The following is a 26,772-nucleotide window of genomic DNA, read 5'->3' on the forward strand; positions in this document are numbered from 1 at the left end:
TATCTGTTTTTATCGATCCCTGCTTTAATCTTTCAGGGTTTTATCAGGCAGTCTTAGCTGAGGAATTAGCGGGCGCGCACGTAACTGGTGCGCCCGCTATGGGCTTGCTCTATTTTGGTGCTAGGCCAATTGCACCGGAATATCTTTACTGGTTCTTACAATGTCATTGTTTTCATTAAGATAAACTAAAGATGGCTTATGACTTTTTGCCTGTTCGTTATCCATGGCAACATAAGCACAGATAATTACTCGGTCGCCTACTGCTGCACGCCGCGCCGCAGCACCGTTAACTGAGATGATTTTTGAGCCACGCTCTCCAGAAATCGCATAAGTTGAGAAACGTTCACCATTCTCAATGTTATATATATCGATTTTCTCATACTCGAGAATACCTGCTTGATCCAAAATATCTTGGTCAATAGCGCAAGAGCCTTCGTAATTGAGTTCGGCGTGGGTAACACGAGCCTGATGAAGCTTGCCTTTTAGCATGGTGGTTTGCATCGAGATCCTCTCTTTATAAAAATGAACTAGTTAACGCTTACTACGCAGTTATCGATAAGCCTTACCTCACCTAAAAATGCGGCCATAAGAATCACTGCATGACGAGATTGCGCAGATAATGGAGTTAAGCTAGCGGCATCAACCACGTCGATGCCGTCGCAAATAAAACCGTGTTGCTCTAATTGCTGCTTGGTCTGTTCCACCAATTGCGTGATGTTATTAAGCTTTAGCTGTTCTGCCAGCTGGTGCATCTGTTGCGCCAATATAGGGGCCTTCTCACGTTGCTCTGGGCTTAAGCGGTTATTGCGTGAACTCATGGCTAAGCCGTCAGTTTCTCTAACAGTGGCCAGCCCACGGATCTCTATTGGTAGCAATAGGTCTTTAGTCATCTTGCGGATTAGCGCCAACTGCTGGAAGTCTTTTTCGCCAAATACTGCCAGATCCGGCTGAACCAAGTTGAATAGCTTACAGACTACCGTGGCGACACCTTCAAAATGGCCGGGGCGTAATTCGCCTTCTAGTATGTCGGATAGTCCGGGGACCTTAACTTTGGTTTGTTCGGCTAAGCCGTTGGGATAGAGCACGGCGGCGCTGGGTACAAAGGCGAAGTCGGCACCGGCCTCGGTCAAGGCTTGTAAGTCTTGCTCTAGGGTACGCGGGTAAGAGTCTAGATCGCTGCTGTTATTAAATTGCAGAGGGTTGACAAAAATCGATACCACCACACGGTCACAATGGCGCTGCGCCTCTTTAACTAGGGCAATATGCCCTTGATGCAAGTTGCCCATGGTTGGGACAAAGCCCAGTTTAAGGCCTTGTTGACGCACCGCCTTTAAGGCATCGCGTAATTGCTCTGGCTGCTCGAAAACATTAAGCATTAGTTGAAACTCTGAGCTTCACCTGGGAATTCACCCGAGGCGACTTGATTGAGATAAAGGCTGATTGCACTGCGAATATCCCCTGTTTCGGCTAAGAAATTCTTAGAAAACTTAGGGATGTGTCCCTTGCTGATACCAAAGGCATCATGCATTACTAAAATTTGGCCATCGGTGACATTGCCCGCGCCAATGCCAATCACTGGTATGCTTAAGGCCTCGGTAATTTGCTTGGCCAGCTGAGTGGGAACACACTCTACAACTAACAGTTGGATGCCCGCGGCTTCTAAGGCTTTAGCGTGATCAATCATTTGCTGCGCTTGTTGCTCACCGCGCCCTTGCACTTTATAACCACCAAATAGGTGAACCGATTGAGGAGTTAGCCCTAGGTGGCCACAAACGGGTACGCCGCGCTCTACCAAGCCCTTAATGGTAGGGCTTAGCCATTCACCACCTTCCAATTTGACCATTTGCGCGCCAGCTTGCATCAGCTGAGCGGCGTTTTGGTAACTTTGTTCTGGAGTGGCATAAGACATAAACGGCATGTCGGCTACGATCATGGCTTTGTTGGTGCCTCGAGCCACACAGCGAGTATGGTAGGCGATGTCGTCAATGGTGACGGCTAGGGTATCGTTGTGTCCCTGTAATACCATGCCCAAGGAGTCACCGATCAGCAACAAGTGCATGCCAAGCTCATCAAATAAAGCGGCAAAGCTGGCGTCATAGGCGGTGATACAGGAAAATTTCTCGTTGTTTTGCTTGAATTTTTGTAGTTGAGAAACTGTAATTCTGCTCATAGTTGGTTACCGTTTACTTCGCATCTGGAAGTAAATTATCTAGTGAATATGCTCATCAAGCCCAATCTTGAGGGCGTTTGAAAATTTCTAATCCGTTATTATCGATAGATTCTGCTAGTTGTGCCACCGAACTTCCATCGGGTAAGCACAAATCTGCGGCAATTTCAGCGAGCGGTAATAATACAAACTCTCGTTGCTTCATTCCATAGTGTGGAATGCTTAGCCGAGGTGTATCGATCACTTCCTGGTCGTAAAGCAGAATATCAAGATCTAAGGTTCTAGGCCCCCAGCGTTGCTGTTTACGAACGCGGCCTTGTTGCTGTTCGATATCTTGAGTGAAATCGAGTAGCTCTAAGGGAGATAACTCGGTGCTAATATGTAATACCGCGTTAAGGTAGTCGGGTTGATCTTGTGGACCCATGGGGCGACTGCGGTAGAGCGATGACGCAGCCAGCAAGTTAATTTGCTGGCTGGCGGCAAGGGTTTGTCTCGCCGCTATTGCCTGTTGAAGTGGTTCGACTAAGTTGCTACCTAGTGCGAGAAAACAATGGCTCATGATTCGTTAGAAGGCTTTTTAGGTTTACGACGACGGCGCTTATTGTTGCGCCCCGCGCTTTTGTTGAGCTCACGAACCATGCTGTTACGCCCTTGTTCGTTACTGCGTTGCCATTGTTGCCACCATTGAGCCAGCTCGCCTAGTTGTGTATCTTGGCTAGCCTTGGCCCGCAATTCCAAGAAGTCAAAGGCTGCTCTAAAGCGTGGATGGCTAAAGGTTTGGAAGGCGCGTTTGCCAAAACGGCGGTCCAGTCGAGACTGCAACTGCCAAATCTCTCTAACCCCAGTCGTGAAGCGTTTAGGTATTGCGATACTCTTACATTGTTCACTTAGTACCCAGTTCATGGCCATAGCCATGGCATCATGTTCACCCAATGACAGCTCGATTAATAGCTCATCTTTTTTGATTTCCAGCAGCGGCCATAGTAACGCGGCAAAGATGAAGGCCGGAGTCACTTTTTGCTCACCGCGAACTCGTTTATCGGTGCTAGCCAGCGCCATTAAGATAAAGCGTAGTTCGGGAGCATCTTCATCCCATTGTTGGAGCAAAGGCTTCAATAAGGGGAATAAGGGGTAGAGTAACTGGGTTTGCGCCAGCATCTTGAAGGTTTCTTTACCTTCGCCACTTAACAGCAGCTTAAGGCTTTCTTCAAACAAACGCGCTGCAGGTATGTCTTTTAATAAATGACCGTATTCGGCAATCGGCGCAAGGCTTTCTGGCGCGATATCGAAATCTAATTTGACTGCAAAGCGCACTGCTCTGAGCATCCGTACCGGATCTTCGCGGTAACGGGTTTCTGGGTCACCGATCAGTTGTAAGCGTCGCTCGGCAATGTCGCCAATGCCGCCAGCAAAGTCGACTACCGAGAAATCGGCGATGTTGTAATACAGTGCATTTACTGTGAAGTCGCGGCGTTCGGCATCTTCTTCGATGCTGCCATAGACGTTATCACGTAATAGCATGCCTTCGTCACTGCGTTTAGAATCGGTATTGGCTTGCTCACTATCGTGGTGACCACGGAAGGTAGCCACTTCGATAATCTCTCGACCAAATAGAATATGGGCAAGACGAAAGCGGCGGCCCACTAGGCGGCAATTTCGGAATAAGGCCTTGATTTGCTCAGGGGTGGCATTGGTGGCGATATCGAAGTCTTTTGGCTGTTTGCCCAAAAGTAAGTCGCGAACACCACCACCTACCAAGTAGGCTTGATAACCGGACTTGTGTAGACGGTATAAAACCTTAAGGGCATTTTCGCTAATGTCTTGACGTGAAATATTGTGCTCGGCACGCGGAATCACTTGTTGCTCTATAGTCACTGCTTGCTTGCTATTCGGCTTGATGATCCGTTTATATACCTTGGCCAGTTTACGTAAAATGGTTGCCCCCTTGAGCGCACTATACCTAGATGGTGAAAAATAAGGCGCTAATATAGCTTTTTTAGCAAGAAATACAACTTATTCACTAGCTGTTTAACGAGATTTTGGGCAGTGTTGCCAGCTGCCAATTCGCCACAGCCTTGTCTACTATTTGCTCACAGCTTAGCTCAATCCATTGGCTTTCGTTGGCTTGCCCTAGATAATTCAAGGCTTTTAGCAATAGTTGCTGATTTTGTTTTCCCGAAATGGAAGGGGCATGGTTTTGCTTGCTTAGCTTATTGCCGTGTTGGTCGAGTACCAGTGGTAAATGCAAGTAGGCTGGTGCTGGTAGGGCTAAGCGTTGAAAAATAGCGATTTGTTTACCAGTGGTATACAGCAGATCGGCTCCTCTCACTACCTCGGTAATGCCTTGGTCGGCATCATCTAAGCTGACAGCCAAGTTATAGGCATACAGGCCATCGCGGCGTTTAATGATGAAGTCTTCTGCGGCTTCTGCGGCAGGCAGTTGTACTTCGCCATAGACTTGGTCGTGGAAGTGGTAAATCGCTTGCTGATTATCAAAACGCAGCGCTAAACCGTCACCACTGAGCTGTTTGTTTCTACAATGGCCAAGATAAACGCCGCCAGAAGCTTTGATTTGTTTACGAGTGCATTGGCAGTAGTAGGCTTGTTGTTGGCTTAGCCAATATTCAATTTGCTCTTGGTAGCGCTTAAGCTGCTGACTTTGGTAGCGTACTTCGCCATCCCAATATAAGCCAAACTGTTCCAATTGCTTTTGAATTAAGTCACTGGCGCCAGCTTGTTCGCGCGGCGGGTCAATATCTTCAATTCGAAGTAACCATTGGCCTTGCTGGGAGCGGGCTTGTAAATAACTGCCGAGGGCGGCAACTAAGGAGCCTAAGTGTAAAGGGCCTGAGGGGGAAGGGGCAAAGCGGCCTATGTAGGGCTTAGTTGTCATGATGAATACTTAACAATAACAAGCCAAGCAGTTACCACGGCAAATGGTAACTGCTGGCTGGTAAGTTCGCTTAGCCGACTAATTGTTTCTCTTTAATTTCGGCTAGCGTTTTACAGTCGATGCATAAATCAGCTGTAGGGCGCGCCTCTAAGCGGCGGATCCCAATTTCTACTCCGCAGGCCTCGCAGAAGCCGAAGTCTTCATCAAGCTTTAACAAGGTCTTCTCAATTTTCTTGATCAGCTTGCGTTCGCGGTCGCGAGTACGAAGTTCAAGGCTGAATTCTTCCTCTTGAGCTGCGCGGTCCACTGGATCAGGGAAATTAGCCGCTTCATCTTTCATGTGCGTTACTGTACGGTCAACTTCTTCACGAAGTTGGTTACGCCACGCTTCAAGAATAGTGCGGAAGTGGTCTAACTGAGCATCGTTCATGTACTCTTCGCCAGGCTGAGCTTGATACGGTTCAACCCCTGCGATAGAGAGCACACCTAGTGTTTTCTTTTTGCCGTCTGGCATACTTCTCTCCCAAATTCCGTGCGACTTTTTTCGATAAAACAGTCGAGGATGTAAATTAGGCGGGTATCTATAGCAGAAAGGCAAACGTACCGCAAATGAATTGCTGATAATTTGCTAATCCCGCCTAAGCTAGGTAAAAGAATTAGACCTATATGTTTATTTTTTGATCACCCCTTGGTTGGTATTGGAGCTGGATGTTCATTCACAAAAATGTAACTTTTCATATCTAATCATCTAGCTGCAAATCGCCGTGAATGCCAGTTTTCACTAAGGGATAATGTTCAGTCTGAGCTGTACACCGAATATTACAAAAAAACTATGTGCTAACAGTGAAAGGGCCGCTGATGCGGCTAAATTGTTAAGCGATGTTTCTCTGCTTAAGGGAGTTGTTCGTTAAGCCTTTTATTAGCCCTATGGACTGGCCTTACTTCATGCTGATTTACTTTGAGGGAGTACCGACAAATTCAAAACATTGGCGTAAGTCCGGCTTATAACACAGCACCTCTACGCCCGCCTTCTGGGCTTTTTCCAGTAATTCAGCATACTTTGGGTCAATGTGTTGGGCGGCTTTAACCGAAGTGATGCCGCTATGCAAAATGGCGAATAGCAGCACTGCGCGATGGCCGGCTTCGACAATTTTAATTAATTCCAGCAGGTGTTTTTGACCACGTTGAGTAACGGTATCGGGGAAGTAACCTTGAGCGTTTTCCAGTAAGGTGCAGCTTTTTACCTCAACAAAACAGGTCTCATTGTCGCGGCTTAGCATGAAATCAATACGGCTATCACCATATTTAACTTCAGCTTGTACTTGGTAGCCTGATAAGGACTCGATCTGGCCCGCACGCAGGGCATTGCCGACAAACTCATTGGCTCTGGCGGTATTCACACAAATCAGTCCATCACGCTCGGTGAGTTCCCAAGTGTGCTGATATTTGCGTTTAGGGTTGTCACTAGTGCTGTACCAAATCTTATCTCCTTCGCTGCCGCAGTTGGTCATTGCTCCGGTATTGGGTACGTAAATTGTGCTGCTGTGCTGGCCTATTTGCACATCGGCGAGGAAACGCTTGTAGCGCTTAATTAGTATTGCGGGTTTAACTTTGATCATTAAGCTCACTTAAATGTGCGGTATCTGCAGCGCATCCAGCCGCTAAGCTAAACGCGTATTTTCATAATGGGCATGCTAACACCTAAAGTAGGCTGCTTAGAAGGGCTGAAGATAACTTGGGTCGCCGAGCGGCTTTCGCTACACTAGGCGCGTTTATATTATGATTTTAAGGACTGACCTTGAGTGCATTGCCCATAGCTCAATTGTTTCCCGAGTTATTAGCCAAACTTAACCAGCAGCGACAATTTGTGATTGGTGCTCCTCCAGGGGCGGGCAAGTCCACCGCCTTGCCTTTAATGCTGCTACAACAAGCTAAGTTGCCGGGTAAAATTATTTTGCTCGAGCCGCGGCGTTTGGCGGCGCGCAATATTGCTCAGTTTCTTGCTTCTCAATTAGCCGAGCCGCTAGGGCAAACGGTGGGTTATCAAATGCGTGGCGAGCAGCGCTTATCGGCGAATACCCGTTTGGTGGTGGTAACCGAGGGGATCCTAACCCGCTTGATTCAAAATGATCCCGAGCTTAGCGATGTGGCGATGATTATTTTTGATGAGTTTCATGAGCGCAGCATACATGCCGACTTAGGTTTGGCCTTGAGCTTGGAAGTTCAGCAAGTGTTTAAGCCGGAACTTAAATTGATGCTGATGTCGGCCACTTTAGAAAACCAGGCTTTATTGTCACTACTGCCTGAGGCGCTAGTGCTAGAAAGTGCTGGGCGCAGTTTTCCGATTAGCTATAGCTATCACCCGATAAAACGCGATTGGCAGTGGGCCGATAACTTGGCTCAATTGGTATTGCTGGCGGCGCAACAGCAAAGTGGCAGCATCTTGGTATTTTTACCGGGTAATGCTGAAATTCGCCAATTAGCAGAACGCCTGAGTGGGCGCTTGCCAGATGAACTGAGCTTACATCAGCTCTATGGTAAGTTGAGTTTGGCCGAGCAACAGGCGGCGATTGAGCCCGCAGAAGCGGGGCGGCGTAAACTGGTGTTGGCGACCAACATTGCCGAAACCAGTTTAACCATTGAGGGTATCTCTTGTGTGATAGACAGTGGTTTGGAGCGTCAGGCTAGTTATCACGCCAGTAGTGGAACCACCCGCTTGCAAACTAAAATGATTTGCAAGGCCTCGGCGATTCAGCGCGCTGGACGGGCAGGGCGTTTGCAGGCTGGACATTGTTATCGCGCCTATAGCGAAGAGCAATTAAACCATCGCCCCTTTGCCAATCCGCCGGAGATAACTCGCAGTGAGCTAAGCCGTTTGCTGATTGAGTTACAGCAGTGGGGAGCCGAAGCCGAGGACTTACAATGGTTGGATCTGCCGCCCGCTGCCCATTTGGCGCAAGCGCGCGAGTTGTTAAGCGAGCTTGGTCTAGTCTCTCAAGGCCGCTTGAGCAAAGCTGCTCAGCAGCTGGGGGCGAGTGGTTTAGCGCCACGTAGTGTGGCCATGTTGCAGCAAGCGCAGTCTTGGCAACAGCAGCTATCGCAGCCCGGACTGTTGTGGCGAGCCTGTGAATTAGCCGCCTTATTGGATGTGAGTGGGCCGCTTGCTAATGGCTCGCTAACTCAGGCTTTATTGCAATTAAAAGGGGCGCAAAAACAGCAGTATCAGCAGCAGCTTTCTCGCCTCGCTCAGCGTTTTAAGAGCCAGCCCGCGGTTAGCGTTGCCGAGTATTGGGATGGCTTACTATTGGCGCAGGCCTTTCCTGATAGGATCGCGCTAAAACGCCAAGGGCACAGTTACCATTGTAGTGGGGGTTTTGGCGTGGAGGTGGATCAACAACAGCATCACTTAGCTAAGCAAACAGCCTTGGTGGTGGTTGAACTGTTTTGGCCAGAAGGGCATAAGCAGGGCAAGGTGGCATTGGCCTGTGAGTTGGATTTGGCGCTGTTACAACAGTATCAACCCAGCCGCTTCACTACCCTGTTACACTGTCAGTGGTCGGATAGCGCCAAGCGCATCGTGGTGGAGCAACAGCAGCGTTTGGCACAGCTAGTGCTCAGTAGCCAAGCGGCTGAGCAGGTGCCCGCAGAGTTAATAAGCCAAGCGTGGTTGAGGCAAATTAATAACAAGGGTTTTGGCTGGCTTCCTCTGGATGATAAGGCTCTAGCTTGGTTGGAACGAGTGCGCTGTGCTGAGCAATGGTTTAGCGAGTTGGGATTGGCTGATTTTAGCCAACAGGCCCTGCTTGATGATGCCGAAACTTGGCTGGCCTTGCAGTTACAGAGCTGCCGTAGTTGGCAGCAGTTGAAGGCGCTGGATTGGTTAGCAGCCTTAAAATCGCGGCTTACTTGGCAACAACAGCAGCAACTTGAGCAAGTGGTTCCCAGTCATTACTTAGCGCCTTCGGGGAATAAAGTGGCGATTCGTTATCAGCTTGGTCAAGCACCGGTGGTATCGATTAAGTTGCAAGAAATGTTTGGTCAGCCGCAATCCCCGATGCTGGGCAATAAAGTGGCTATTACCTTAGAGCTGCTCTCTCCGGGGGGGAAACCCTTGCAGTTGACCCAGGATTTAGCCAGCTTTTGGCAATCTGCCTATGTTGAAGTGAAAAAAGAAATGAAAGGGCGTTATCCTAAGCATCCTTGGCCAGATGATCCGGTGGCGGCGCAGGCTACGCATAAAACTAAACGTCAGTTGGCTCGTTAGTGCAACACTTAGCCATCGATTAAGCCCAGCCTATTTCTCTTAGTACTGGGCGATTTTCACTTAAAAAACCACCGCGGTGAGAGTATCCTAAGGCTTCCCCAAATGAAGCGACCTTAGCGTGGCTGGTGTTATCCATTCGTATTTTTAGTAGTAAGGCAATATGAGTCCTAAAAAGCCCAGTTCTGCAGCCAAGAAACCCACAAGTAAAGCCGCACCGCGTAAAAAGGCCGGTGCTAAACCAGCGGCCAAGCGGCGCGCTAGTTCAGCGAAAAATAAGTCTAGTACTAAGCCATCCTGGGGCAAGCGTCTATGGCAATTAAGTTGGAAGCTAGGCTTAGTGGTGATGGTGATGTTACTCGCTTGGGGTGTGCTGCTTGATAGCAAAATCCAGCAGCGTTTTAGCGGCGACAAGTGGCAGCTTCCTGCGGCGGTGTACGGCCGTGAGTTACAGCTTTATCCGGGGCTGCGTTTAAGCCGTAAAGAGTTGCAAGATGAATTGGCTTTGCTGAATTATCGTAAGGTGAAACGTGCCCGACGTGGCGGCGAATACGCGGTATCGAAAACCCGTATTGAAGTGGTGCGGCGCCAGTTTGAATTTGCCGACGGCCTAGAGCCCGAGTTGCCGATGTTGCTTACTTTTAGTCCTTCTCGTCTAACCAAGATCCAACATCGCGATAGTGGTGAAGAGATCGCGCAAACTCGCTTGGACCCAGTATTACTAGAGCGGCTTAACGTGAGCGAGCAAGAAGACCGCTTGTTTGTGCCCTTGCAGGAAATACCCGAAAGTCTAAAGAAAGCCTTGATCCTCACCGAAGATCGCCAGTTCTATCAACATGATGGTGTCTCGCCCTTGGCGATTGCCCGAGCTTTGGTGGTGAATGTAAAAGCCGGACGCACAGTGCAGGGTGGCAGTACCATTACTCAGCAATTGGCTAAAAACTTCTTCCTTACTCGCGAGCGCACGCTGTGGCGTAAGTTACAAGAGGCCTATATGGCCTTGCTGATCGACTTTCGTTATAGCAAAGATGAAATTCTAGAGAGTTATTTCAACGAAGTTTACCTTGGGCAAAATGGCAGCAATGCGGTACACGGCATTGGGCTTGCTAGTTATTTCTACTTTGGGCGACCCGTTAGTGACCTAAGCGTAGAGCAGGTTGCTTTATTGGTGGCGGTGATTAAAGGACCATCCTATTACGATCCGTGGCGGCATCAGCAACGCGCCTTGAATCGTCGAGATCTCGTGCTGCGTATTTTAGCCGAAGAAGGAGAGCTATCTTCCGAAGCCTATCAGCTGGCGGTGCAGCAGCCGCTAGGTTTGAGTGAACGCGGTAGCATGGGTTATCAAAAGACCCCCGGTTTTGTTTCTTTAGTAAAACGAGAACTACGCCAGCACGCCAGCGATTGGCGTGAGCATAACGGAGTGAAGGTATTTACTACCCTCGATCCCCTATCACAGCGTCATGCGCAAACTGCGGCTCAGGCTGTGTTAGCCGAGTTGGATAAGGGCGCGAAAAATCAGTTGCAAACAGCGATGGTGATTAGCGAGCGCTATAGCGGAGCGATCCGCGCCTTAATTGGCGGTAGAGAAAAAAACAATCAGGGCTTTAACCGAGCTTTAGATGCACGCCGTCCGATTGGCTCGTTAGTTAAACCCTTTGTTTACCTCAGTGCTTTTGAGCAAGGTCATCAATTGGGTGAATTATTAGAAAACAGCCCCTTAAGCGTGCCCTTGGATGATGGTAGCCAATGGCAACCGCAAAACTACGATAAAACTACAGGTGAGCCTGTTATGTTAGTAGATGCCTTGGCTCATTCTTTAAATATTCCTACGGTGAGGCTTGGTTTAGCAGTGGGTTTAGACTCGGTCGTGAATACCTTGCATAAAGCCGGTTTGCAGGAGCAAGTTCAAGCTTATCCTTCTTTATTGCTAGGCAGCCTCACTCTTTCTCCTTTCCAAATGGCTCAGCTCTATCAAACCTTGGGGGGCGACGGTGAGTATCGTCCCTTGTATGCAGTGCAGCAAGTTAACGATGCTCATGGCCAAGTTTTATATCGCGCCGACCTGAGTGCAGAGCGCCGCTGGTCGGAAATGGGCAACTACTTAAGTCTTTACGCTATGAGCCAAGTGACACGTAACGGCACTGCGCGTTCCTTAAAGTGGCGTATTCCTAAGGTGGATTTGGCAGGAAAAACCGGTACTACAAACGACTTACGAGATAGCTGGTATGTGGGCATCGACCAGCGCGAGATAGTTACAGTGTGGGTGGGGCGCGATGATAATAAACCCGCCGGTGTAACCGGATCTTCAGCCGCCTTGCCGGTGTATGCGGCCTACTTAAAAACCTCTTACCCGCAATCTTTGAGGCCGATGCAACCTGATAACTTAGCGTGGGTGCATTTTGCTCAGTCAAGCGGGCAACCGGTGGCTGCTGGCTGTGGTGATAGTCAACTATTGCCAGCGCCAAATGAGCAAACTAAATTAGCTAAAGGCTGCGTAAAGCAGGCCGCCAGCAAAGCTAAAACTTGGCTACAAAGTCTATTTAATTAAATAAAGGAATCGAGATGCTACAAGCAAATCAGGCACAAATAATGTTGCAACTGCAAGACAAGATGAATGCCAAGGTGAATCCCGAGTGGCTGGTCACTCGTTCTCCGTTTTTGCGTGCGGTTGTGATAGAAGGGGCTGAAGCCATCGAACATCATGGATGGAAATGGTGGAAGAAGCAGGATTGTGATTTGGCCCAGTTACAAATGGAGCTAGTCGATATTTGGCATTTTATTTTGTCAGAATTACTGCTGCAGGCCGAGGGTGAACATCAGCAGGCGCAAGCGGCGATTTTTGCTGATATTGACCAGCAGAGCGTGCAGTTTGATGGCCAAGATTACCATTTTTCCGAGCTTGAACTACTGCAGAAGCTAGAGTTGTTAATTGGTTTAGCCGCTGCCAAACGTTGTAGCATCGGCTTGTTTTCCGCTCTGCTGGTAGATTGTCAAATGTCTTGGGTAGAGTTGTATCAGCAATATGTCAGCAAAAACGTATTAAATTTCTTTCGTCAAGACAACGGTTACAAGCAGGGAACCTATCGTAAAACTTGGGATGGCCGTGAAGACAATGAGCATTTAGTTGAATTAATGACTCAGTTAGACGCTTCTGCCGACAGTTTTCAGGATGATTTGTACCAAGCGCTACATCAACGCTACGCTGTATCAAAATAATGTAGGCTTTGACACAATTTGGCGCAGTAATGCGCCACAATTGCGCAGTGCGAGCTAAGCGAAAAGCTAGAAATCAAAGCTTGTTTGGTTTATTTCACTATGTTGTGGTTTATTTTTGGGTTTATCGATTGTTGACAAGCTTTTCAATAAAATACTGTTGGCTATCTCAATATTTCATGCTGTAAAGCAGACTCTTGGCCTTGATATTGCTCTAGTTATAGTAAGCCAGCAATAAGGCGGCTTAGATTAAATTTTTCAAAGTAGTAGAGGTAATAATTATGGCTTTTTCAAGTTTTCGTGGTGCTTCAGGTGCAACTTTCTGTCCAAGTAAATCTAATGATCAGCAAACTCGTCGTGAAGCAAAGTAAGTGGCTAGCCACGCGGCATGAATCAATCTAAAAAAGCGCTTATTCGATATTAAGCGCTGGTTTTTCTCTTGATAAACTTTGGCTCGGTTGCCTAGTTTTAATTGGCTCTAGGCCGATAGCGATCATTAAAATGGCTCTGCTCATCAACCTGAAGGAACAGCTTACGCTGACAAACATGGTGTGACTTGCTTGGGTGTAGTGGTTGCGACTGGTAAGCACTATTAGTGCTGACTTGAGTACTAATAAATGTTTCTTTTTGTATGGCTTCAAACATACGAACTCCTTTATCTTAGTTCGCGCGCAGGGCGCTTTAGCTGTATTTGTTAGCCGCCCGCAAGTTGGCAATAAATCGGCGACCCCTTTAAGATATTATTTGGCCGTCTAGATGTCTAATCTCTTTTGCTTCCATCTCATAATTTTTAGTTATTTACGCCGTTGGCAGGTAGACTAAGGCTAAGTGATTGACTGAGTAGGCTTTAAATGCTGCGTTTATTTACCATGTTAATGGCTTGGTTGGCGGTAGTGCTGGGAACCATTGGCATCTTCCTTCCCTTATTACCTACCACGCCGTTTATTCTATTAGCGGTGATGTTGTTTTCCCGCAGCTCGCCGCGCTTTGAAGCGTGGCTTAATAATCATCCCCGTTTTGGCCCATTGATTAACGATTGGCGCCAGCATGGTGTAGTGAGTCTCAAAGCCAAGTGCAGTGCCACTGTGATGGTGGGCTTTTCTTTGGGCCTAATGCTTTGGATGAAACTACCCCAGTTGGCCATGTGGCCAGCAATAGTCTGTTTAGCCGCGGTAATGCTATTTTTATGGACTCGCCCTTCCCAAAAATAACCGCTAGCTTCTGCCTCTTTTGCCTATAATTAACTTTTTAGTTAATAATAGCTTTGAATAGTGGGGGAGTTGAGTGAAAAGGCGTATTGCAACAAGCATAATACTGATGCTGTTTACGGCAAGTGCATGGTCAGGTAAAGGGACTGAGGTCTCCAATATTAATTGCGATGGTACTTGGATTCGTTCCGAAACCGATAAGCTTGAGCTACTTAGTGCTTGTGGAAAGCCCACCTTTAGTGAAGTAGTTAGCGGCGATAACCATATTAAGCTGGAAGGTTTGCTGTATCAGCTAAATGACAATAAATACGTGATTTACCTAAACCGCGGCAAGGTGGTTAAAATAGAATGGTTGCGTTAAGCCGCGCTTTAGCAGCGCGGCTTGCTGAGTTATTTTAGCTTGGCAAAGCAGCGTTCTGCTGCGGCAAGGGTCGCATCTATATCTGCTTCGCTATGGGCGAAGCTAGTAAATGAGGCCTCAAAAGCTGAAGGGGCAAGATAAATGCCTTCTTCTAACATCAAGTGGAAGAAGCGTTTAAAGCGCTCGCTGTCACAGGCGCAGGCTTGGGCGAAGTTGGTGACTTGTTCGGCTTCAGTAAAGAAGAAACCTAACATGGCTCCCACCTGATTCACCGCCAGTGGGATCCCTTGGCGCTCTGCTGCTTGTTTCAAGCCTTGAGCTAAACGCTCGGTTATCTGGTTGAGATGTTGATGTACCGCTGGGTCTTTTATCGCATTTAGGGCCGCTAAACCAGCCGCCATGGCGATGGGGTTACCGGAGAGCGTTCCTGCTTGATAAACTGGGCCAACTGGGGCTAGCTTATCCATGATCTTCTTACTACCACCAAAAGCGCCTACTGGCATGCCGCCGCCAATTACCTTACCTAAGCAAGTGAGATCGGGTGTTACCTCGTAATAAGCTTGCGCACCGCCTAAGGCAACACGAAAGCCGGTCATGACTTCATCAATGATAAATACCGCTTGGTATTTATCACAAATATCACGTAGCCCTTGTAAGAAGCCGGGTAGTGGTGGAATACAGTTCATATTGCCAGCCACCGGTTCCACGATGATACATGCAATATCTTCAGGGTAGGCGGCAAACAAGGCTTCTACCGAGGCTAAATCGTTATAAGTGGCGGTGAGGGTATGCTGGGCAAAGTCGGCGGGAATCCCTGGGGAGCTAGGTTGACCGAGGGTCAGTGCACCGGAGCCGGCTTTTACCAACAGTGAGTCAGCATGGCCGTGGTAACAACCTTCAAATTTAAGAATTTTGTCTCGTCCGGTGTAGCCGCGGGCCAGGCGAATCGCGCTCATGGTGGCTTCGGTGCCAGAGTTGACCATGCGTACTTGATCCATCGATGGCACCAGTTTACAGACTAAATCTGCCATGGCTATTTCGCTGGCGGTGGGCGCACCAAAGCTCAAGCCCTTGGCGGCTGCATCTACTACCGCTTGATGAATGGCTGGATGATTGTGACCTAAAATCATTGGTCCCCAAGAGCCAACGTAATCGATGTAGCTATTGCCGTCGACATCATAGATGCGCGCACCCTCTGCTCGTTCAATAAACAGCGGGGTTCCGCCTACGCCGTTAAAGGCGCGAACCGGTGAGTTAACGCCTCCGGGAATTGTCTGCTGGGCTTGACTAAAAAGTTGTTCTGAACGAGACATAGCGCATCCTTTAAAATATCTGAAAATGGCTGTGGAAGCCTAAAAGTGGGCTCACTATAACAAACTATCTACAGGGTCTGAATCTCTGGTTTGTTGCTAGGCATAATTCTCGGTAAACTGTCGCTTTTTGAAAGTTAGTAGGTATTCAGTGGCCAAGCCTAAATTATTAGTTGCCAGTCTCATCGGGGCTTTAGCGCTCACCAGTATTTATGGTTTGTCGGTGGTGGTTGAACAAAAGGACCTGATGATCAGCCAATTACAAGATGCTGTGAGTGAGGCCTTAGATGGGCAATCGGTATTACAACAGCGTTTGGCTTTAAGCAGTTTAGAACAAGACAGTAAAATTGCCGAGTTGGCTCGTGTAGAGAAGCAAGTTCAGCAACTTACCGATGAGAATCTCAGTCTTAAACAAGAACTGTTGGTATATCGAAAAATTATGGCTCCCGAGCAGCAAGCCGGTGGCATGAAGATCGAACAGTTACATATTGAGCCGATGCTGAGCCCGGGTTATTACCGTATTGATGTATTACTGATGCAAGTGGCGCGTAATAAGCGCTGGTTGCAAGGCAAGCTACAATTGCAACTGATGGGAAGCCAAGACGGAGAACCCGCCAGCTATAATGTCGCCGACTTGCAACAGCCAGCCTCCGAGCTTACATTTAAGTTTCGTTACTTTCAGGAGCTCAGCTCCGAAATTAAGCTACCTGAAGGCTTTCAAGTTGAGCGAGTGGAGTTAAGTGCCTTTATTAAGGGCAATAAGTGGAATAAAGCTGCGCAAATCGACTTGCAGCAAGCTTGGCCGGATTTGGGTAATACTTGAACTAATTACTCAGGTATTAGATAATCCGCGTGAGTTAACATTTTTAAGGAATTGATAGTGTCAGAGCAAGCTGTAACTGAACAAGCCGCATTTCCGATCCAATTCACCGATGCCGCAGCGGCTCGGGTGAAAGAGTTGGTTGCTGAAGAAGAAAATCCAGCGCTTATGCTGCGAGTTTATGTCACTGGTGGTGGTTGCTCTGGATTCTCTTATGGCTTTACCTTTGATGAGAAAGTCAATGAAGGTGACACCCTCGTAGAGAAGCAGGGCGTGTCGATGGTTGTTGATTCAATGAGCCTACAATATTTAGTGGGTGGGGTGGTTGATTTTACCTCCGGCTTAGAAGGTTCACGCTTCTTGGTGAATAACCCTAATGCCAGTACTACCTGTGGCTGTGGCTCATCATTTAGTATTTAGGCTAGGGCTAAACAAGCTTTACAAAGCCACCTGCGGGTGGCTTTGTTGTTTTTTCCTTACGCCTGCTTTGTCGTTATTTTGTCAGCCGCCTAGATAAAGCATGTTACTGGTGTAACTTAGCCTATATAATCAACAACACTTGCTATCATCAACAGGGAGTGTTTGATTGTGTCGGCCAAGCTAGGGCGGTTTTTTGCAGCTCGCCCGTATATTTTATCTATTGTTATCATTGCGCTAGTGACTATTTGGATGTTCAGTGGCCAATACTCCCAAGCCGAAGCTGAAACTGAAACCCAGTCCCACAACGAATCTCCGCATAAACTTACTCGAGTTCAAGTTCAGCGTTATCACGCTCAGCAAATCGAGCGTAGTTTACAACTTTACGGTCAAACCGAAGCCAAACGTCAAAGTGTGATTTCCGCCGAAGTGGCAGGGCGTCTATTAGAGTTTTTGGTGGCGGAAGGACGTCCCATCACTAAGGGGCAAGCGTTGGCGCGGCTAGATATTCAAGACCGTCGCGCGCAATTAGGGCGCGCCGAGGCTTTATTGGAGCAACGCCGTATAGAGTACGCTGGGGTTAACGCGCTGAGTAAGCAAGGCTTCCAAGGTAAGGCCCGCTTAGCCGAGGCCAAAGCCGCATTGGTCGACGCGGAATCTATGGTGAAGTCGCTTAATCTGGCAATTGACAATACCCTGGTATTAGCTCCCTACAGCGGCATTTTTGAGGAAAATATCGTTGAAGCGGGTGCTTATTTAGGCATTGGAGACCCTATTCTGCGGCTTGCCGATACACAACAACTGTTAGTGCGCACCGATGTTTCGGAGCGTGATGTGGCTTTACTTGAACTAGGACGAAAAGCCTATGTAAGCCTTGTGACAGGACAGCTCTTAGAAGGCAGGGTTGAGTTTATAGCCAGCGTGGCCAATGCCAATACTCGTACCTTTAAGGTGGAAGTCTTACTAGATAATGCCGAGCAAAAACTTAAGGCTGGAGTGAGTGCCAGTGTACGTTTTCCTTTGGAAACGGTAGAGGCGATTAAAGTAAGTCCGGCTGTGTTGGCTTTAGATGAGCAGGGGCAGCTAGGTGTAAAAACCGTGGTAGATGGGCGGGTAAAGTTTGTGGCTGCTCGGCTGGTTCGTTCCGAACCCGATGGTGCCTGGTTATCGGGTTTTAGTGGTGATGTTGATGTAATTGTATTGGGGCAGGGTTTTGTTAAGGCTGGAGAGCAGGTTGAGGCGCTCACTAAGGCCGATATAGAGCAACAGAGGGCGCTATAATGCACGCCTTTATTGAAGCTATTTTATCGCGCACCCGTACCGTACTATCGTTACTGGTATTCCTGTTTATTGCCGGCATCATTACCTATATCAATATTCCTAAAGAGTCTGATCCCGACGTTGATATTCCCGTGATTTATGTCTCGATCCCCCATGATGGTATTTCTCCCCAAGATGCTGAACGCCTGCTACTGCGGCCGATGGAGCAAGAGTTACAGGGCATTGAAGGCATTAAAGAAATGACCGCGGTGGCCAGTGAAGGGCACGCTTCGGTGGTATTAGAGTTTATTGTGGGGGTGGATATTGACCAGGCTTTAGCCGATGTAAGGGCTAAGGTAGACCAAGCTAAACCTAAGTTACCGGCAGGCGGTGAAGAGCCGGAGGTGCATCAAGTCACCTTAGCCACCGAACAGCCTGCGATTACGGTGTTGTTATCGGGGGATGTACCGCTACGCGCCTTACTCAGTATTGCTCGAGATCTACAAGATCAGCTAGAAGCAATGAAACAGATCTTGGAAGTGAGCATTGGCGGCGACCGAGAAGACTATTTAGAGATAGTGGTAGACCCGTTATTGATGGAGTCTTATGGCCTAGACCAGGCTGATATTTATAGTTTGGTTAGCCGCAATAATCGCCTAGTGACAGCGGGAACCTTGGATACCGGCAGCGGCCGTTTTGCGGTAAAAGTGCCGGCGGTATTTGAGAATGTTAAAGATGTGATTGAGTTGCCCATTAAGGTGGATGGTGACCGCATCGTTACCTTTGGCGATGTGGCCACGGCACGGCGAACCTTTAAAGACGCCAGCACTTATGCGAGGGTGAATGGTAAGCCAACTATTTCCTTGGAAGTGAGTAAGCGTCCCGGAGAAAACCTGATCGAAACCATTGAACAGGTTAAAGCGGTGATTGCCGAAGAAAGTAAATTTTGGCCAGACAGCGTGCAAATTGATTACGCTGGTGACCAGTCTAAAGACATTCAAACCATGCTGTCGGAGCTGCAAAACAATATTCTATCGGCGGTGTTGTTAGTGGTGGTGGTGATTATTGCGGTGATGGGCTTACGCTCCTCGCTGTTGGTCGGCATCGCTATTCCCGGTTCGTTTTTGGCTGGGATCTTGCTGCTTTCGCTGGGCGGCTTAACCATAAATATGGTGGTGCTATTTTCCTTGATTATGGCGGTGGGGATGTTGGTGGACGGGGCCATTGTGGTGACCGAATTTGCCGACCGACAAATGAGTGAGGGCGTATGCCGTCATCAGGCCTATTCATTGGCCGCGCAACGGATGTCGTGGCCGATCATTGCTTCTACAGCCACCACCTTAGCGGCCTTTGCTCCCTTGCTAGCTTGGCCGGGGATAGTTGGGCAATTCATGGGGTATTTGCCGCTCACCTTAATTGCCACCCTTAGTGCCTCGTTATTTATGGCGCTAATTTTTGTACCAAGCTTGGGTAATTTATTTGGCCGGCCGCGTTATTTAAGCGCCAAACAGCGTGCTGCTTTAATTCATGCCGATGAAGGCCAGTGGCAGAAATTACACGGTTTTACCGGACTTTATATTAGCCTATTAAAAAGGGCAATTGCTGCGCCTTTGCGAGTATTGGCCTTGGGCATTGTCATCGCCGTAGCGGTGGTTTTCGCTTATGTTCATGCAGGTAAAGGGGTGGTGTTTTTCCCTGAAGTGGAGCCGGTGGGGTACAACATTATCGTTCGCTCGCATGGTGATTATGCCACCGATGAGAAGTTACAAATCATGCAAGAGGTAGAGGCAAGGATCCTCGATATAGAGGACTACACCACCTTATATACCAAGGTTGGTGGGGACGACTTAGGTAATATTCGGGTTAATTTGAAAGACTGGAATCAACGTCGCCCGGCCAACCAAATCATAGCTGAGATGCGCCAACGTTTAGCCCCGTTAGCCGGCCTTGAAATAGAGTTTCGCAAAGATAAAGCCGGCCCCCCTGGAGGCAAAGATTTACAACTAGAGCTTAGTTCTCGCTTTCCTGAGCGCTTAGAACCGGTGGCTAAACAGCTACGCCAAATGGTAGACGATAATCCTCATCTGATTAACGCTGAAGATAGCACCACCAAGCCGGGCATAGAGTGGCAGCTTAAAGTGGATCGGGCCAAGGCGGCCCGTTTTGGAGCCGATGTGAGCCTATTAGGTAATACCGTGCAGTTTGTAACGAACGGCTTGAATGTAGGTGAGTACCGTCCCGATGATGTGGATGACGAGCTAGACATTCGGGTGCGTTTCCCGGCGGAAAATCGCAGTATTAGTCGGCTGAGCGAGCTGCGGGTGAAAACCCAATATGGCTTGGTGCCTATCACTAACTTTGTCAGTTTGCAGGCGCAAACCAAGCAGGACGTGATCAACAAGGTGGATGGACGTCAAGTACTCACGGTGAGCGCCGATATTGCGCCGGGGCAAAACTTGAGTTTGGAACTGCCTAAGTTGCAGGCGCAGATGCAGCAGTTAGCGTTGGATCCCTTGGTGGATATTCGCCTACGCGGCCAAAACGAAGATGAAGAAGAAAGTACCCAGTTCTTGGAAAAGGCCTTTTTGGTTGCGCTGTTTGTGATGGGACTGATATTAATCACCCAATTTAATAGCTTCTATCAGGCCTTATTAATTCTTTCGGCGGTGTTATTTTCCACCGTAGGCGTATTGCTAGGTTTGCTGATTGCTGGTCAACCCTTTGGCATTATCATGAGTGGCTTAGGGGTGATTACTCTGGCAGGGATTGTGGTGAATAACAACATCGTCTTAATCGATACCTACAACTTGCTGCGTAAACAGGGTCTAAACGCCCAAGAGGCGATTATGCGCACCGGTGCTCAGCGTTTGCGCCCGGTAATGTTAACCACTATTACGACCATTTTGGGTTTGATGCCGATGGTGCTGCAACTCAACATCGATTTGTTTGAGCGGCGCATAGAGTTTGGCGCGCCGTCTTCGCAGTGGTGGTCGCAGTTGGCTACGGCGGTGGCGGGCGGCTTGAGTTTTGCCACCCTGTTAACCCTTATTCTGACGCCTTCATTGTTGATGTTGGGCAGTAAGTTGGGCCGCGATAAGCAGCCTGTAGCTGAGGCTGCAACAGCGCCAGCGGCTTTAGAGAATTAGTGCTAAGGTTCAGCCTGATAGCTGGCTACAATCAATAGTAATAGCGATGGGAATCGCTATTTGTGCGAGCCGGTGGGGATTATCACTATCAAGGACACTGCTGACTCAGTTAAGCTTAGGCTAGTTAGCGGGGTAGCAGCCGCCCAAAATGGCTGGCCGCGTCGCACCAGTCACCGAGGGGGCATTACCCGGCTGTTGCTCTATAAAGCAACGTGCCAGCCAAGCAAAGGCCAGTGCCTCTAAGGCTTGTTCAGCAATACCTAACTCCGAACTACGGCTCAGCCTTAATTGCGGCAGAGCCTCGGTAAGTAACTCCAGCAAAAACTCATTATTATCTCCGCCGCCACACAGATAAAGCGTGCCACTGCGCTGTTGTTGCAGTTGCTGAGCAATGCTTTGCGCGGTGAGGTGGTGCAGGGTGCACTGAATATCCGCCGCTTGGGCCAGGCTAAACCGGGGCTGTTGTAAGTATTGGTCTAGCCATGACAAATTAAAATACTCACGGCCAGTACTTTTGGGAGGTTCAAGCTTGAAGTAGTCATCATTCAGTAACTGTGTTAATAGCTCAGGCAAACATTGGCCACTGCGGCCCCAGCTTCCCTTGTCATCATAGCTTAAGCCTTCGGGGTGATGACGTTGATAGAATTGGTCGAGCAGAGTATTACCCGGTCCGGTATCGTAGCCTAGTAAAGCTTGCTGCGGTATTAAGCGGGTAATATTGGCGATGCCACCAATATTAAGAATGAAGCGTGCTTCGCTAGCATGGCTAAACATGGCCTGATGAAAGGCTGGTACCAAGGGCGCTCCCTGACCGCCTAAGGCCATGTCTTTATTGCGAAAGTCGGCAATAACATCAATTTGGGTAGCCACTGCAATATGGCTAGGGCTGCCAATTTGCAAGCTAAAACCCAGTTCGGGAAAGTGTCTAATGGTCTGGCCGTGGCTACCAATTGCCCGTACTTGTGAAGGGCTTAGTTGAGCTAGCTTAAGCGCGGCATTGGCGGCTTGAGCGAACAGCTCGGCTACCTCCACGCTGGCTTCTGCCATGTTGACCAGTTCATTAGCTGCGGGGCTACACAAGCCATGCAGTTGCTTAAGTAGCTTAGCGGGAATGGCCTGCTGGTGGTGGGCCAGAATACTAGGCGGGCTTTGACTAAAATCGGCCACTACCGCGTCAACCCCATCCATACTGGTGCCCGACATCAGGCCTAAGTAGATATCTTTCATTAGCGGCCTAGTTCATGGCTAGCAATACCCGTTTGGTATTGTCTAGCTGGGCTATACGGGCTTTTGCCAGCGGCAAAAAGCGTTGCTTTTGTTCGCCCTGTAGCGGCTTAGGACTCGGTAACTTAACGGTACGCGGATTTTTGTGTACCCCATGTACTAAAAACTCGTAGTGTAGATGCGGGCCGGTGACTCGTCCGGTGGCTCCCAGCGTGCCAATCACTTTACCCTGTTTCACGCGTTCGCCAGTTTTTACGTAACGTTTTTGCAAGTGTAGGTATTTGGTGACATAGGCGCTGCTGTGCTGAATAAACACGTAGTTGCCGTTGTATTTGTTATAGCCTGATTTAGTGACTCGCCCGTCGCCGGCTGCCATTATCGGGGTGCCGGGTCGAGCTGCGTAATCAATGCCGTTATGTGCTCTGACTTTACCGGTCACTGGATGCAGGCGACGAGGATTGAAATTAGAGCTGATGTATTTGAAGTTAACTGGTGCGCGCAGGAAGGCCTTTCTCATCGGCCGACCTTCGGGAGTATAGTAGTTGCCATCTTCATTACGTACGGCGCGAAATACTTCGCCTTGGTTAGTAAATTCGGCGGCAATAATGTCACCGTGTCCGGCAAATTCCCCGTCTACATAGAGTTCTTCAAATAACACCGTGAAGCTGTCATTTTTTCTAATATCTAAGGCAAAGTCGATATCCCAACCAAAGATGGCGGCCAGCGCCATAATTTGCCCCTGAGTTAAGTTGGCGCTGATCCCGGCATTCCAGAAGCTAGAACTAATGGTGCCTTGGGCAAAGTTGGTTCTGACTTCTAAGTCTTGGGTATCGATACGGGCTTGAAATTGCTCTTGCTCATCACGGTTGATAACTAGGCTCTGATATTTCGACTGGGGATAGCGCAGTTCAACCAACTGGTCGTTACCATCAAGATAGAAATCCAGCACGTCGCCGGGATGCACGGTGCGTAATTTTTTGGCTTCGCCACCTAGCTGGTCAATAGCCAGCAATGTGCGTTGACTTAAACCCACCCGGGAAAAGATCAGCGCTAGGCTGTCACCCGATTTCACGGTTTGCCTTTTTAAGGTATAAAACTGCTCGTTGGGTTTGGCTTGTTGGCTGGGCGGAAGTTGCAGTTGCAGCGGGTAGCGCATGCCTAATTGTAGCTCTGCACCTTGTTCGATTTGGCTGAGCCAGTTTTCATCACCAAGTTTGTTTGTTATAGCTGTCGCTTGAATCGGCTCTGCTAGGGGCTGCGCTGCTGGGTTTTCTTGAGCCGTGGCGCTGGGAGCTTCGGCCTTGCTTAGGCTTGGCTGGTTGCTCGCTGTAGTCGCCACAGGAGTGACTTCCTCTTGGGGCTCTTTTGGTCTTTGTTGGATGTCTGCCAAAGAGGGCTCAGCTTGGGTTTGCTTGGTTTGGTTTAACTCGATAGAGCTTTGTGGTTTAAGGCTTAAGTCTAAGCTTTGGCGCTGACTGGCGCTGGGAGAATTTTTTTCACTAGGAATGAGCAAAGCGGCCAACACCACAAGGCAGAGAATAACAAGAATACGACGATGGCGTTTAGGTAATAAGCTTTGCAATCTACTTCCAACATACAAACAAGTGATTATCGCGATTGTAGCCAGATGCTCTGCAGAATGCCAGAGCAGGCGTTGTTGAGCCTAGTCTGTGGCGGCTGAAGCGTGATTAAGACCCAATTTAGCGCGCCCTGGCTAAACTTGGTGCAAGTTAAAAGTAGCCGTTTTAAGCTGGTGCTTACTGGGTTATTACAGATGAAGATGATGACTTGGTTGTTGACTAAAGTTTTGGCTAGTTTTTAGATTTATTGACTGCTGATTATTGTTAAAGTGGTGGTTAGTTTTAAATGTGTTGGATGTTGTGGGTTTTGCCAAAAACTGGCACAGGATTTCCATTATCTATAGTGAAGATTTTTCTTCACTCGTATATGCTCTCGTCCCACTCAGTTTTCTGAGTGGTTTTTTTTTCGCGTATCGTCCAGTGCTTGGCAAAGTGCAGTGAGGCTTTCCAAGTAGCGCAGGGTAAAACGGTGCGCCTTATCTGGGTCGAGAGAGTAGATCGTGTGGTGTTTCACCGCTTGCAGTTGCGGCCAGTTCTGCCAAGGGTGAGTAAATTCCCATTGCACGACCACAATGGCTTGTGGATCTGCTGCCAGCACCCATTCCTCGGAGGGTACCGGATAGGGGGCGGGGGCTTCGGCCATAATGTTTTCGCCGCCACATAACTCAATACCGTCGTTAAGCCAACTTTTTGCCGAGATGCTGCGCAGTGGTTGGTGCCACATTTGATAAAACACACTGACTTTAGCTTGTTGTTGGTAACGTTGGCGCAGTTGATGTAGTTTTTGTTTTACTTTCTGACTGAGAGCTTGACCACGCTCATCCTCGCCCAGGGCTTGCCCTAGCTTGGCAAATTGCTCGGCCAGTTCGTCGAGTCGCTGCCCTTTGGAAACATACACTTTTATCCCCAGCGCACGCAGCTGTTCAGCCAAATGGCGCTGGTTACCTTGTTGCCATACCAGCACTAAGTCGGGTTTAAGGGTAATGATGCTTTCTATGCTGATGTATCGATAGTTACCAATGCGCGGTAATTGTTTAGCCGCTTCCGGATAGTCGGCATAGTCAACGGTGGCGACCAGCCTCTCTCCGGCACCCAGCGAATATACTTGTTCAGTCAGGTGAGGTGCTAGCGCAATGATACGCTGCGGCTTGGCATGGCCGATAGTGGCCACTAGCAGCAATAATCCAGTGCATAGCCGGATTAAGTGCTGCGGCTTATAAATAAACAATACGCGCCACATAAATTGGGCTGAGCAGCAGTAAATACAACAAGGCGCTCATGTTCAACTTTAAGGCTAAACGGTCTAGCGCCTTCGCCTCGGGGTATTGCTGCATGGGACCAAAGCGAGCTTGCTCGACCTTTTGTTGTTGGTAGTGGCGTGGGCCACCTAATTCGCTTTGTAAGCTACTGGCGGTGACGCTAAGTAAGCTGCCGCTTGCACTGTAGGGCCAGCGAAATCCTTGACTCAAGGCCTGAGTATTGGTTTTCCAATTTCCGTAAAAGCTGATGATGCGAGCCAGCAGCTGAAAGGGCAACCAACTGAGTAAGTGATAGAGTCGGCTGGCGCTGTTGCCAAACTGTCGATATTGGCTGAGTTTGGGGTTCCAAGCGTAGTGTAAGTCAACAATGATACGGTAGCATAAGGCGGGAATGATACCGCCCAGCATGAACCAAAATACCACTCCAAACCAGTTGGCGGCTAAGCGCAGTATGAGCATTTCAGCGCTGGCCTTGGCTACACCGACCGCCGATAAGTGCTCACAGTCGCGTAGTACCCAAGGGCGTAGTTGGCCTCTGGCGTTTTGGTGCTGCTGTTGATTGAGTTGTTGGGTAATTTGTTGGAAGCGATGCATCGGGGCATGCCATTGCACCAAGCAAAATAAAACTAAGCCATCTAGTAGCACCGTTAGTGGGTTAAGCCGAGCGAACAGCCACAAACCCAGGGCCATGGGCATTACGATACTCAGCAGCGCAATGCTGCCCGCTAAACGCTGCTGCTGCGGGCCATTGGCACTGCGATTAACCTTAGTGGCGAGGCGCTCGCCCAGCCAAGCAAAGCCGTTACTGAGCCGGGCCAATGTTTGTCCCGGCAGTAGGCGCTCTAGGGCAATCCCTAGCAGTGGCAGGCTAAGGCTTAACCAAAGCCAAGAGCTCTCGTCCATTAGGCTTTGAGTTGCTCCAACATAGCAACCACTAGCGCAGTAGAGTGCTTAGCGGCGGTTTCTAAAAATTCATCAAAGGAAGCGGGGGATTCTTTACCTGCAATATCAGACAGCGAGCGAATCACCACAAAGGGCACCTCGGCTAAGTGACAAACTTGAGCAATCGCCGCGCCTTCCATTTCTACCGCTGCCATTTTGGGGAAATCGGCGCGCGCCTTGGCTACTCTCTCGGGATCGGCCATGAAGATATCGCCGGTACAGATTTGTCCGCGCACGATTTTATGGCCAGACAGTTGTTTGGCAGCCTGTTCGGCGATTTCAATTAGCTGAGGATCGGCTTTATAAGCCGCAGGGTTAGCTGGTAGCTGGCCCATTTCGTAGTTGAAGGCGGTGAGGTCTACGTCGTGATAACGCAGTTCATCGGAAATCACCACATCGCCGACTTTTAAGTTGGCGTCGAAACCGCCGGCCGAGCCAGTATTAATCACTTGGCTCGGTTGATAACGTTGCAATAATACGGTTGTGGCAATTGCTGCGGCCACTTTGCCAATGCCTGAGCGGGTTACCACTACTGGGTGCTGGTTAATCTCGCCGCTGTAAAATTCGCAACCAGCGAAGCTATAGGTGTCGCAGTTGTCGATCATTTTGCGAAGTGCTACCACTTCTTGTTCCATTGCACCAATAATCGCTGTTGTCATAACCGTCTCTTTATCATAGGGAAAACTAGGCGAAATATTACCACAAGCA

24 protein-coding genes are annotated in these 26,772 nt (G+C 48.8%); 9 read left to right on the forward strand and 15 right to left on the reverse strand.

The window, feature by feature from the left end; genetic code table 11:
- Positions 1-120 precede the first annotated feature (120 nt).
- The 8 genes from panD to sfsA form a co-directional block, all read right to left on the reverse strand.
- On the reverse strand, positions 121-501 hold the full coding sequence (gene panD, locus AR383_RS16465; protein ID WP_055734111.1) for an aspartate 1-decarboxylase: 381 nt from the start codon (positions 499-501) through the stop codon (positions 121-123).
- Positions 502-527: 26 nt separating this feature from the next.
- Entirely contained in the window at positions 528-1,376 is an 849-nt protein-coding gene (gene panC / locus AR383_RS16470; protein WP_055734112.1) for a pantoate--beta-alanine ligase, read from the reverse strand.
- Positions 1,376-2,170, reverse strand: a complete 795-nt coding sequence (panB, locus tag AR383_RS16475) for a 3-methyl-2-oxobutanoate hydroxymethyltransferase (RefSeq protein ID WP_055734113.1) — start codon at positions 2,168-2,170, stop codon at positions 1,376-1,378. Before panB ends, panC begins: the two co-directional genes overlap by 1 nt.
- A 55-nt stretch (positions 2,171-2,225) precedes the next feature.
- Positions 2,226-2,726 (reverse strand): 2-amino-4-hydroxy-6-hydroxymethyldihydropteridine diphosphokinase, encoded by a 501-nt coding sequence (gene folK / locus AR383_RS16480; RefSeq protein WP_055734114.1) that lies wholly within the window; start codon positions 2,724-2,726, stop codon positions 2,226-2,228.
- Positions 2,723-4,036 (reverse strand): polynucleotide adenylyltransferase PcnB, encoded by a 1,314-nt coding sequence (pcnB, locus tag AR383_RS16485; protein WP_188407448.1) that lies wholly within the window; start codon positions 4,034-4,036, stop codon positions 2,723-2,725. Before pcnB ends, folK begins: the two co-directional genes overlap by 4 nt.
- A 151-nt stretch (positions 4,037-4,187) precedes the next feature.
- On the reverse strand, positions 4,188-5,060 hold the full coding sequence (gene gluQRS / locus AR383_RS16490) for a tRNA glutamyl-Q(34) synthetase GluQRS (RefSeq protein WP_055734116.1): 873 nt from the start codon (positions 5,058-5,060) through the stop codon (positions 4,188-4,190).
- A 70-nt stretch (positions 5,061-5,130) separates the two neighbouring features.
- On the reverse strand, positions 5,131-5,574 hold the full coding sequence (gene dksA / locus AR383_RS16495) for an RNA polymerase-binding protein DksA (protein ID WP_055734117.1): 444 nt from the start codon (positions 5,572-5,574) through the stop codon (positions 5,131-5,133).
- A gap of 439 nt (positions 5,575-6,013) precedes the next feature.
- Positions 6,014-6,679: a DNA/RNA nuclease SfsA gene (gene sfsA, locus AR383_RS16500; RefSeq protein WP_055734118.1), complete on the reverse strand. Its 666-nt coding sequence runs from the start codon at positions 6,677-6,679 to the stop codon at positions 6,014-6,016.
- Positions 6,680-6,858: 179 nt separating this feature from the next.
- On the opposite strand from sfsA, the gene hrpB reads away from it, so the two are divergent.
- From hrpB to AR383_RS16515, 3 genes are all read left to right on the forward strand, one after another.
- Positions 6,859-9,324 (forward strand): ATP-dependent helicase HrpB, encoded by a 2,466-nt coding sequence (gene hrpB, locus AR383_RS16505; protein ID WP_055734119.1) that lies wholly within the window; start codon positions 6,859-6,861, stop codon positions 9,322-9,324.
- A gap of 160 nt (positions 9,325-9,484) precedes the next feature.
- The gene (gene mrcB, locus AR383_RS16510; protein ID WP_083481657.1) at positions 9,485-11,872 is read left to right on the forward strand and encodes a penicillin-binding protein 1B; all 2,388 of its coding nucleotides are present in this window, start codon (positions 9,485-9,487) and stop codon (positions 11,870-11,872) included.
- Between the two features lie 14 nt (positions 11,873-11,886).
- The gene (locus AR383_RS16515) at positions 11,887-12,540 is read left to right on the forward strand and encodes a dUTP diphosphatase (protein ID WP_055734120.1); all 654 of its coding nucleotides are present in this window, start codon (positions 11,887-11,889) and stop codon (positions 12,538-12,540) included.
- A gap of 465 nt (positions 12,541-13,005) precedes the next feature.
- Here AR383_RS16515 and AR383_RS21615 read toward each other — a convergent pair whose 3' ends face one another.
- On the reverse strand, positions 13,006-13,182 hold the full coding sequence (locus AR383_RS21615) for a hypothetical protein (protein WP_157051773.1): 177 nt from the start codon (positions 13,180-13,182) through the stop codon (positions 13,006-13,008).
- A gap of 206 nt (positions 13,183-13,388) precedes the next feature.
- Here AR383_RS21615 and AR383_RS16520 point away from each other — a divergent pair, with 206 nt between their 5' ends.
- Complete coding sequence (locus AR383_RS16520; protein ID WP_083481658.1) at positions 13,389-13,748, forward strand: YbaN family protein; 360 nt, start codon at positions 13,389-13,391, stop codon at positions 13,746-13,748.
- A 106-nt stretch (positions 13,749-13,854) separates the two neighbouring features.
- The gene (locus tag AR383_RS16525) at positions 13,855-14,106 is read left to right on the forward strand and encodes a hypothetical protein (RefSeq protein ID WP_055734121.1); all 252 of its coding nucleotides are present in this window, start codon (positions 13,855-13,857) and stop codon (positions 14,104-14,106) included.
- A 29-nt stretch (positions 14,107-14,135) separates the two neighbouring features.
- Here AR383_RS16525 and hemL read toward each other — a convergent pair whose 3' ends face one another.
- Positions 14,136-15,419, reverse strand: a complete 1,284-nt coding sequence (hemL, locus tag AR383_RS16530; RefSeq protein ID WP_055734122.1) for a glutamate-1-semialdehyde 2,1-aminomutase — start codon at positions 15,417-15,419, stop codon at positions 14,136-14,138.
- Positions 15,420-15,567: 148 nt separating this feature from the next.
- Between hemL and AR383_RS16535 the strand changes: the two genes are divergently transcribed.
- The 4 genes from AR383_RS16535 (at position 15,568) to AR383_RS16550 (ending at position 21,059) form a co-directional block, all read left to right on the forward strand.
- Positions 15,568-16,239 carry a DUF6776 family protein gene (locus tag AR383_RS16535; protein WP_055734123.1) on the forward strand — a complete coding sequence of 224 codons (672 nt, stop codon included), beginning with the start codon at positions 15,568-15,570 and terminating at the stop codon, positions 16,237-16,239.
- A gap of 57 nt (positions 16,240-16,296) precedes the next feature.
- Positions 16,297-16,656 carry an iron-sulfur cluster insertion protein ErpA gene (gene erpA, locus AR383_RS16540; RefSeq protein WP_157051774.1) on the forward strand — a complete coding sequence of 120 codons (360 nt, stop codon included), beginning with the start codon at positions 16,297-16,299 and terminating at the stop codon, positions 16,654-16,656.
- A gap of 168 nt (positions 16,657-16,824) precedes the next feature.
- The gene (locus AR383_RS16545) at positions 16,825-17,934 is read left to right on the forward strand and encodes an efflux RND transporter periplasmic adaptor subunit (protein ID WP_055734125.1); all 1,110 of its coding nucleotides are present in this window, start codon (positions 16,825-16,827) and stop codon (positions 17,932-17,934) included.
- A complete protein-coding gene (locus tag AR383_RS16550; RefSeq protein WP_055734126.1) occupies positions 17,934-21,059 on the forward strand; it encodes an efflux RND transporter permease subunit in 3,126 nt (1,041 codons plus the stop codon). The genes AR383_RS16545 and AR383_RS16550 overlap by 1 nt, the downstream gene beginning before the upstream one ends.
- A gap of 120 nt (positions 21,060-21,179) precedes the next feature.
- Here the strand turns inward: AR383_RS16550 and AR383_RS16555 are convergent, their stop codons facing one another.
- From AR383_RS16555 to mtnN, 5 genes are all read right to left on the reverse strand, one after another.
- Positions 21,180-22,286, reverse strand: coding sequence for an anhydro-N-acetylmuramic acid kinase (locus tag AR383_RS16555; RefSeq protein WP_055734127.1), 1,107 nt, complete (start codon positions 22,284-22,286; stop codon positions 21,180-21,182).
- 7 nt (positions 22,287-22,293) lie between these two features.
- Complete coding sequence (locus tag AR383_RS16560) at positions 22,294-23,865, reverse strand: peptidoglycan DD-metalloendopeptidase family protein (RefSeq protein ID WP_055734128.1); 1,572 nt, start codon at positions 23,863-23,865, stop codon at positions 22,294-22,296.
- A gap of 380 nt (positions 23,866-24,245) precedes the next feature.
- Entirely contained in the window at positions 24,246-25,091 is an 846-nt protein-coding gene (locus AR383_RS16565; protein ID WP_188407439.1) for a cobalamin-binding protein, read from the reverse strand.
- A complete protein-coding gene (locus AR383_RS16570) occupies positions 25,078-26,025 on the reverse strand; it encodes a cobalamin biosynthesis protein CobD/CbiB (protein WP_055734130.1) in 948 nt (315 codons plus the stop codon). The genes AR383_RS16565 and AR383_RS16570 overlap by 14 nt, the downstream gene beginning before the upstream one ends.
- Positions 26,025-26,723 (reverse strand): 5'-methylthioadenosine/S-adenosylhomocysteine nucleosidase, encoded by a 699-nt coding sequence (gene mtnN / locus AR383_RS16575; protein ID WP_055734131.1) that lies wholly within the window; start codon positions 26,721-26,723, stop codon positions 26,025-26,027. Before mtnN ends, AR383_RS16570 begins: the two co-directional genes overlap by 1 nt.
- Positions 26,724-26,772 lie beyond the last annotated feature (49 nt).

It is taken from the genome of Agarivorans gilvus (assembly GCF_001420915.1).
In the GTDB taxonomy this organism is placed as follows: domain Bacteria; phylum Pseudomonadota; class Gammaproteobacteria; order Enterobacterales; family Celerinatantimonadaceae; genus Agarivorans; species Agarivorans gilvus.

Coding starts and splice junctions, on each gene's coding strand:
- panD (WP_055734111.1), bottom strand. CDS start 501: ATGCAAACCACCATGCTAAAAGGCAAGCTTCATCAGGCTCGTGTTACC.
- panC (WP_055734112.1), bottom strand. CDS start 1,376: ATGCTTAATGTTTTCGAGCAGCCAGAGCAATTACGCGATGCCTTAAAG.
- panB (WP_055734113.1), bottom strand. CDS start 2,170: ATGAGCAGAATTACAGTTTCTCAACTACAAAAATTCAAGCAAAACAAC.
- folK (WP_055734114.1), bottom strand. CDS start 2,726: ATGAGCCATTGTTTTCTCGCACTAGGTAGCAACTTAGTCGAACCACTT.
- gluQRS (WP_055734116.1), bottom strand. CDS start 5,060: ATGACAACTAAGCCCTACATAGGCCGCTTTGCCCCTTCCCCCTCAGGC.
- dksA (WP_055734117.1), bottom strand. CDS start 5,574: ATGCCAGACGGCAAAAAGAAAACACTAGGTGTGCTCTCTATCGCAGGG.
- sfsA (WP_055734118.1), bottom strand. CDS start 6,679: ATGATCAAAGTTAAACCCGCAATACTAATTAAGCGCTACAAGCGTTTC.
- mrcB (WP_083481657.1), top strand. CDS start 9,485: ATGAGTCCTAAAAAGCCCAGTTCTGCAGCCAAGAAACCCACAAGTAAA.
- AR383_RS16515 (WP_055734120.1), top strand. CDS start 11,887: ATGCTACAAGCAAATCAGGCACAAATAATGTTGCAACTGCAAGACAAG.
- AR383_RS21615 (WP_157051773.1), bottom strand. CDS start 13,182: ATGTTTGAAGCCATACAAAAAGAAACATTTATTAGTACTCAAGTCAGC.
- AR383_RS16520 (WP_083481658.1), top strand. CDS start 13,389: ATGCTGCGTTTATTTACCATGTTAATGGCTTGGTTGGCGGTAGTGCTG.
- AR383_RS16525 (WP_055734121.1), top strand. CDS start 13,855: ATGCTGTTTACGGCAAGTGCATGGTCAGGTAAAGGGACTGAGGTCTCC.
- hemL (WP_055734122.1), bottom strand. CDS start 15,419: ATGTCTCGTTCAGAACAACTTTTTAGTCAAGCCCAGCAGACAATTCCC.
- AR383_RS16550 (WP_055734126.1), top strand. CDS start 17,934: ATGCACGCCTTTATTGAAGCTATTTTATCGCGCACCCGTACCGTACTA.
- AR383_RS16555 (WP_055734127.1), bottom strand. CDS start 22,286: ATGAAAGATATCTACTTAGGCCTGATGTCGGGCACCAGTATGGATGGG.
- AR383_RS16570 (WP_055734130.1), bottom strand. CDS start 26,025: ATGGACGAGAGCTCTTGGCTTTGGTTAAGCCTTAGCCTGCCACTGCTA.
- mtnN (WP_055734131.1), bottom strand. CDS start 26,723: ATGACAACAGCGATTATTGGTGCAATGGAACAAGAAGTGGTAGCACTT.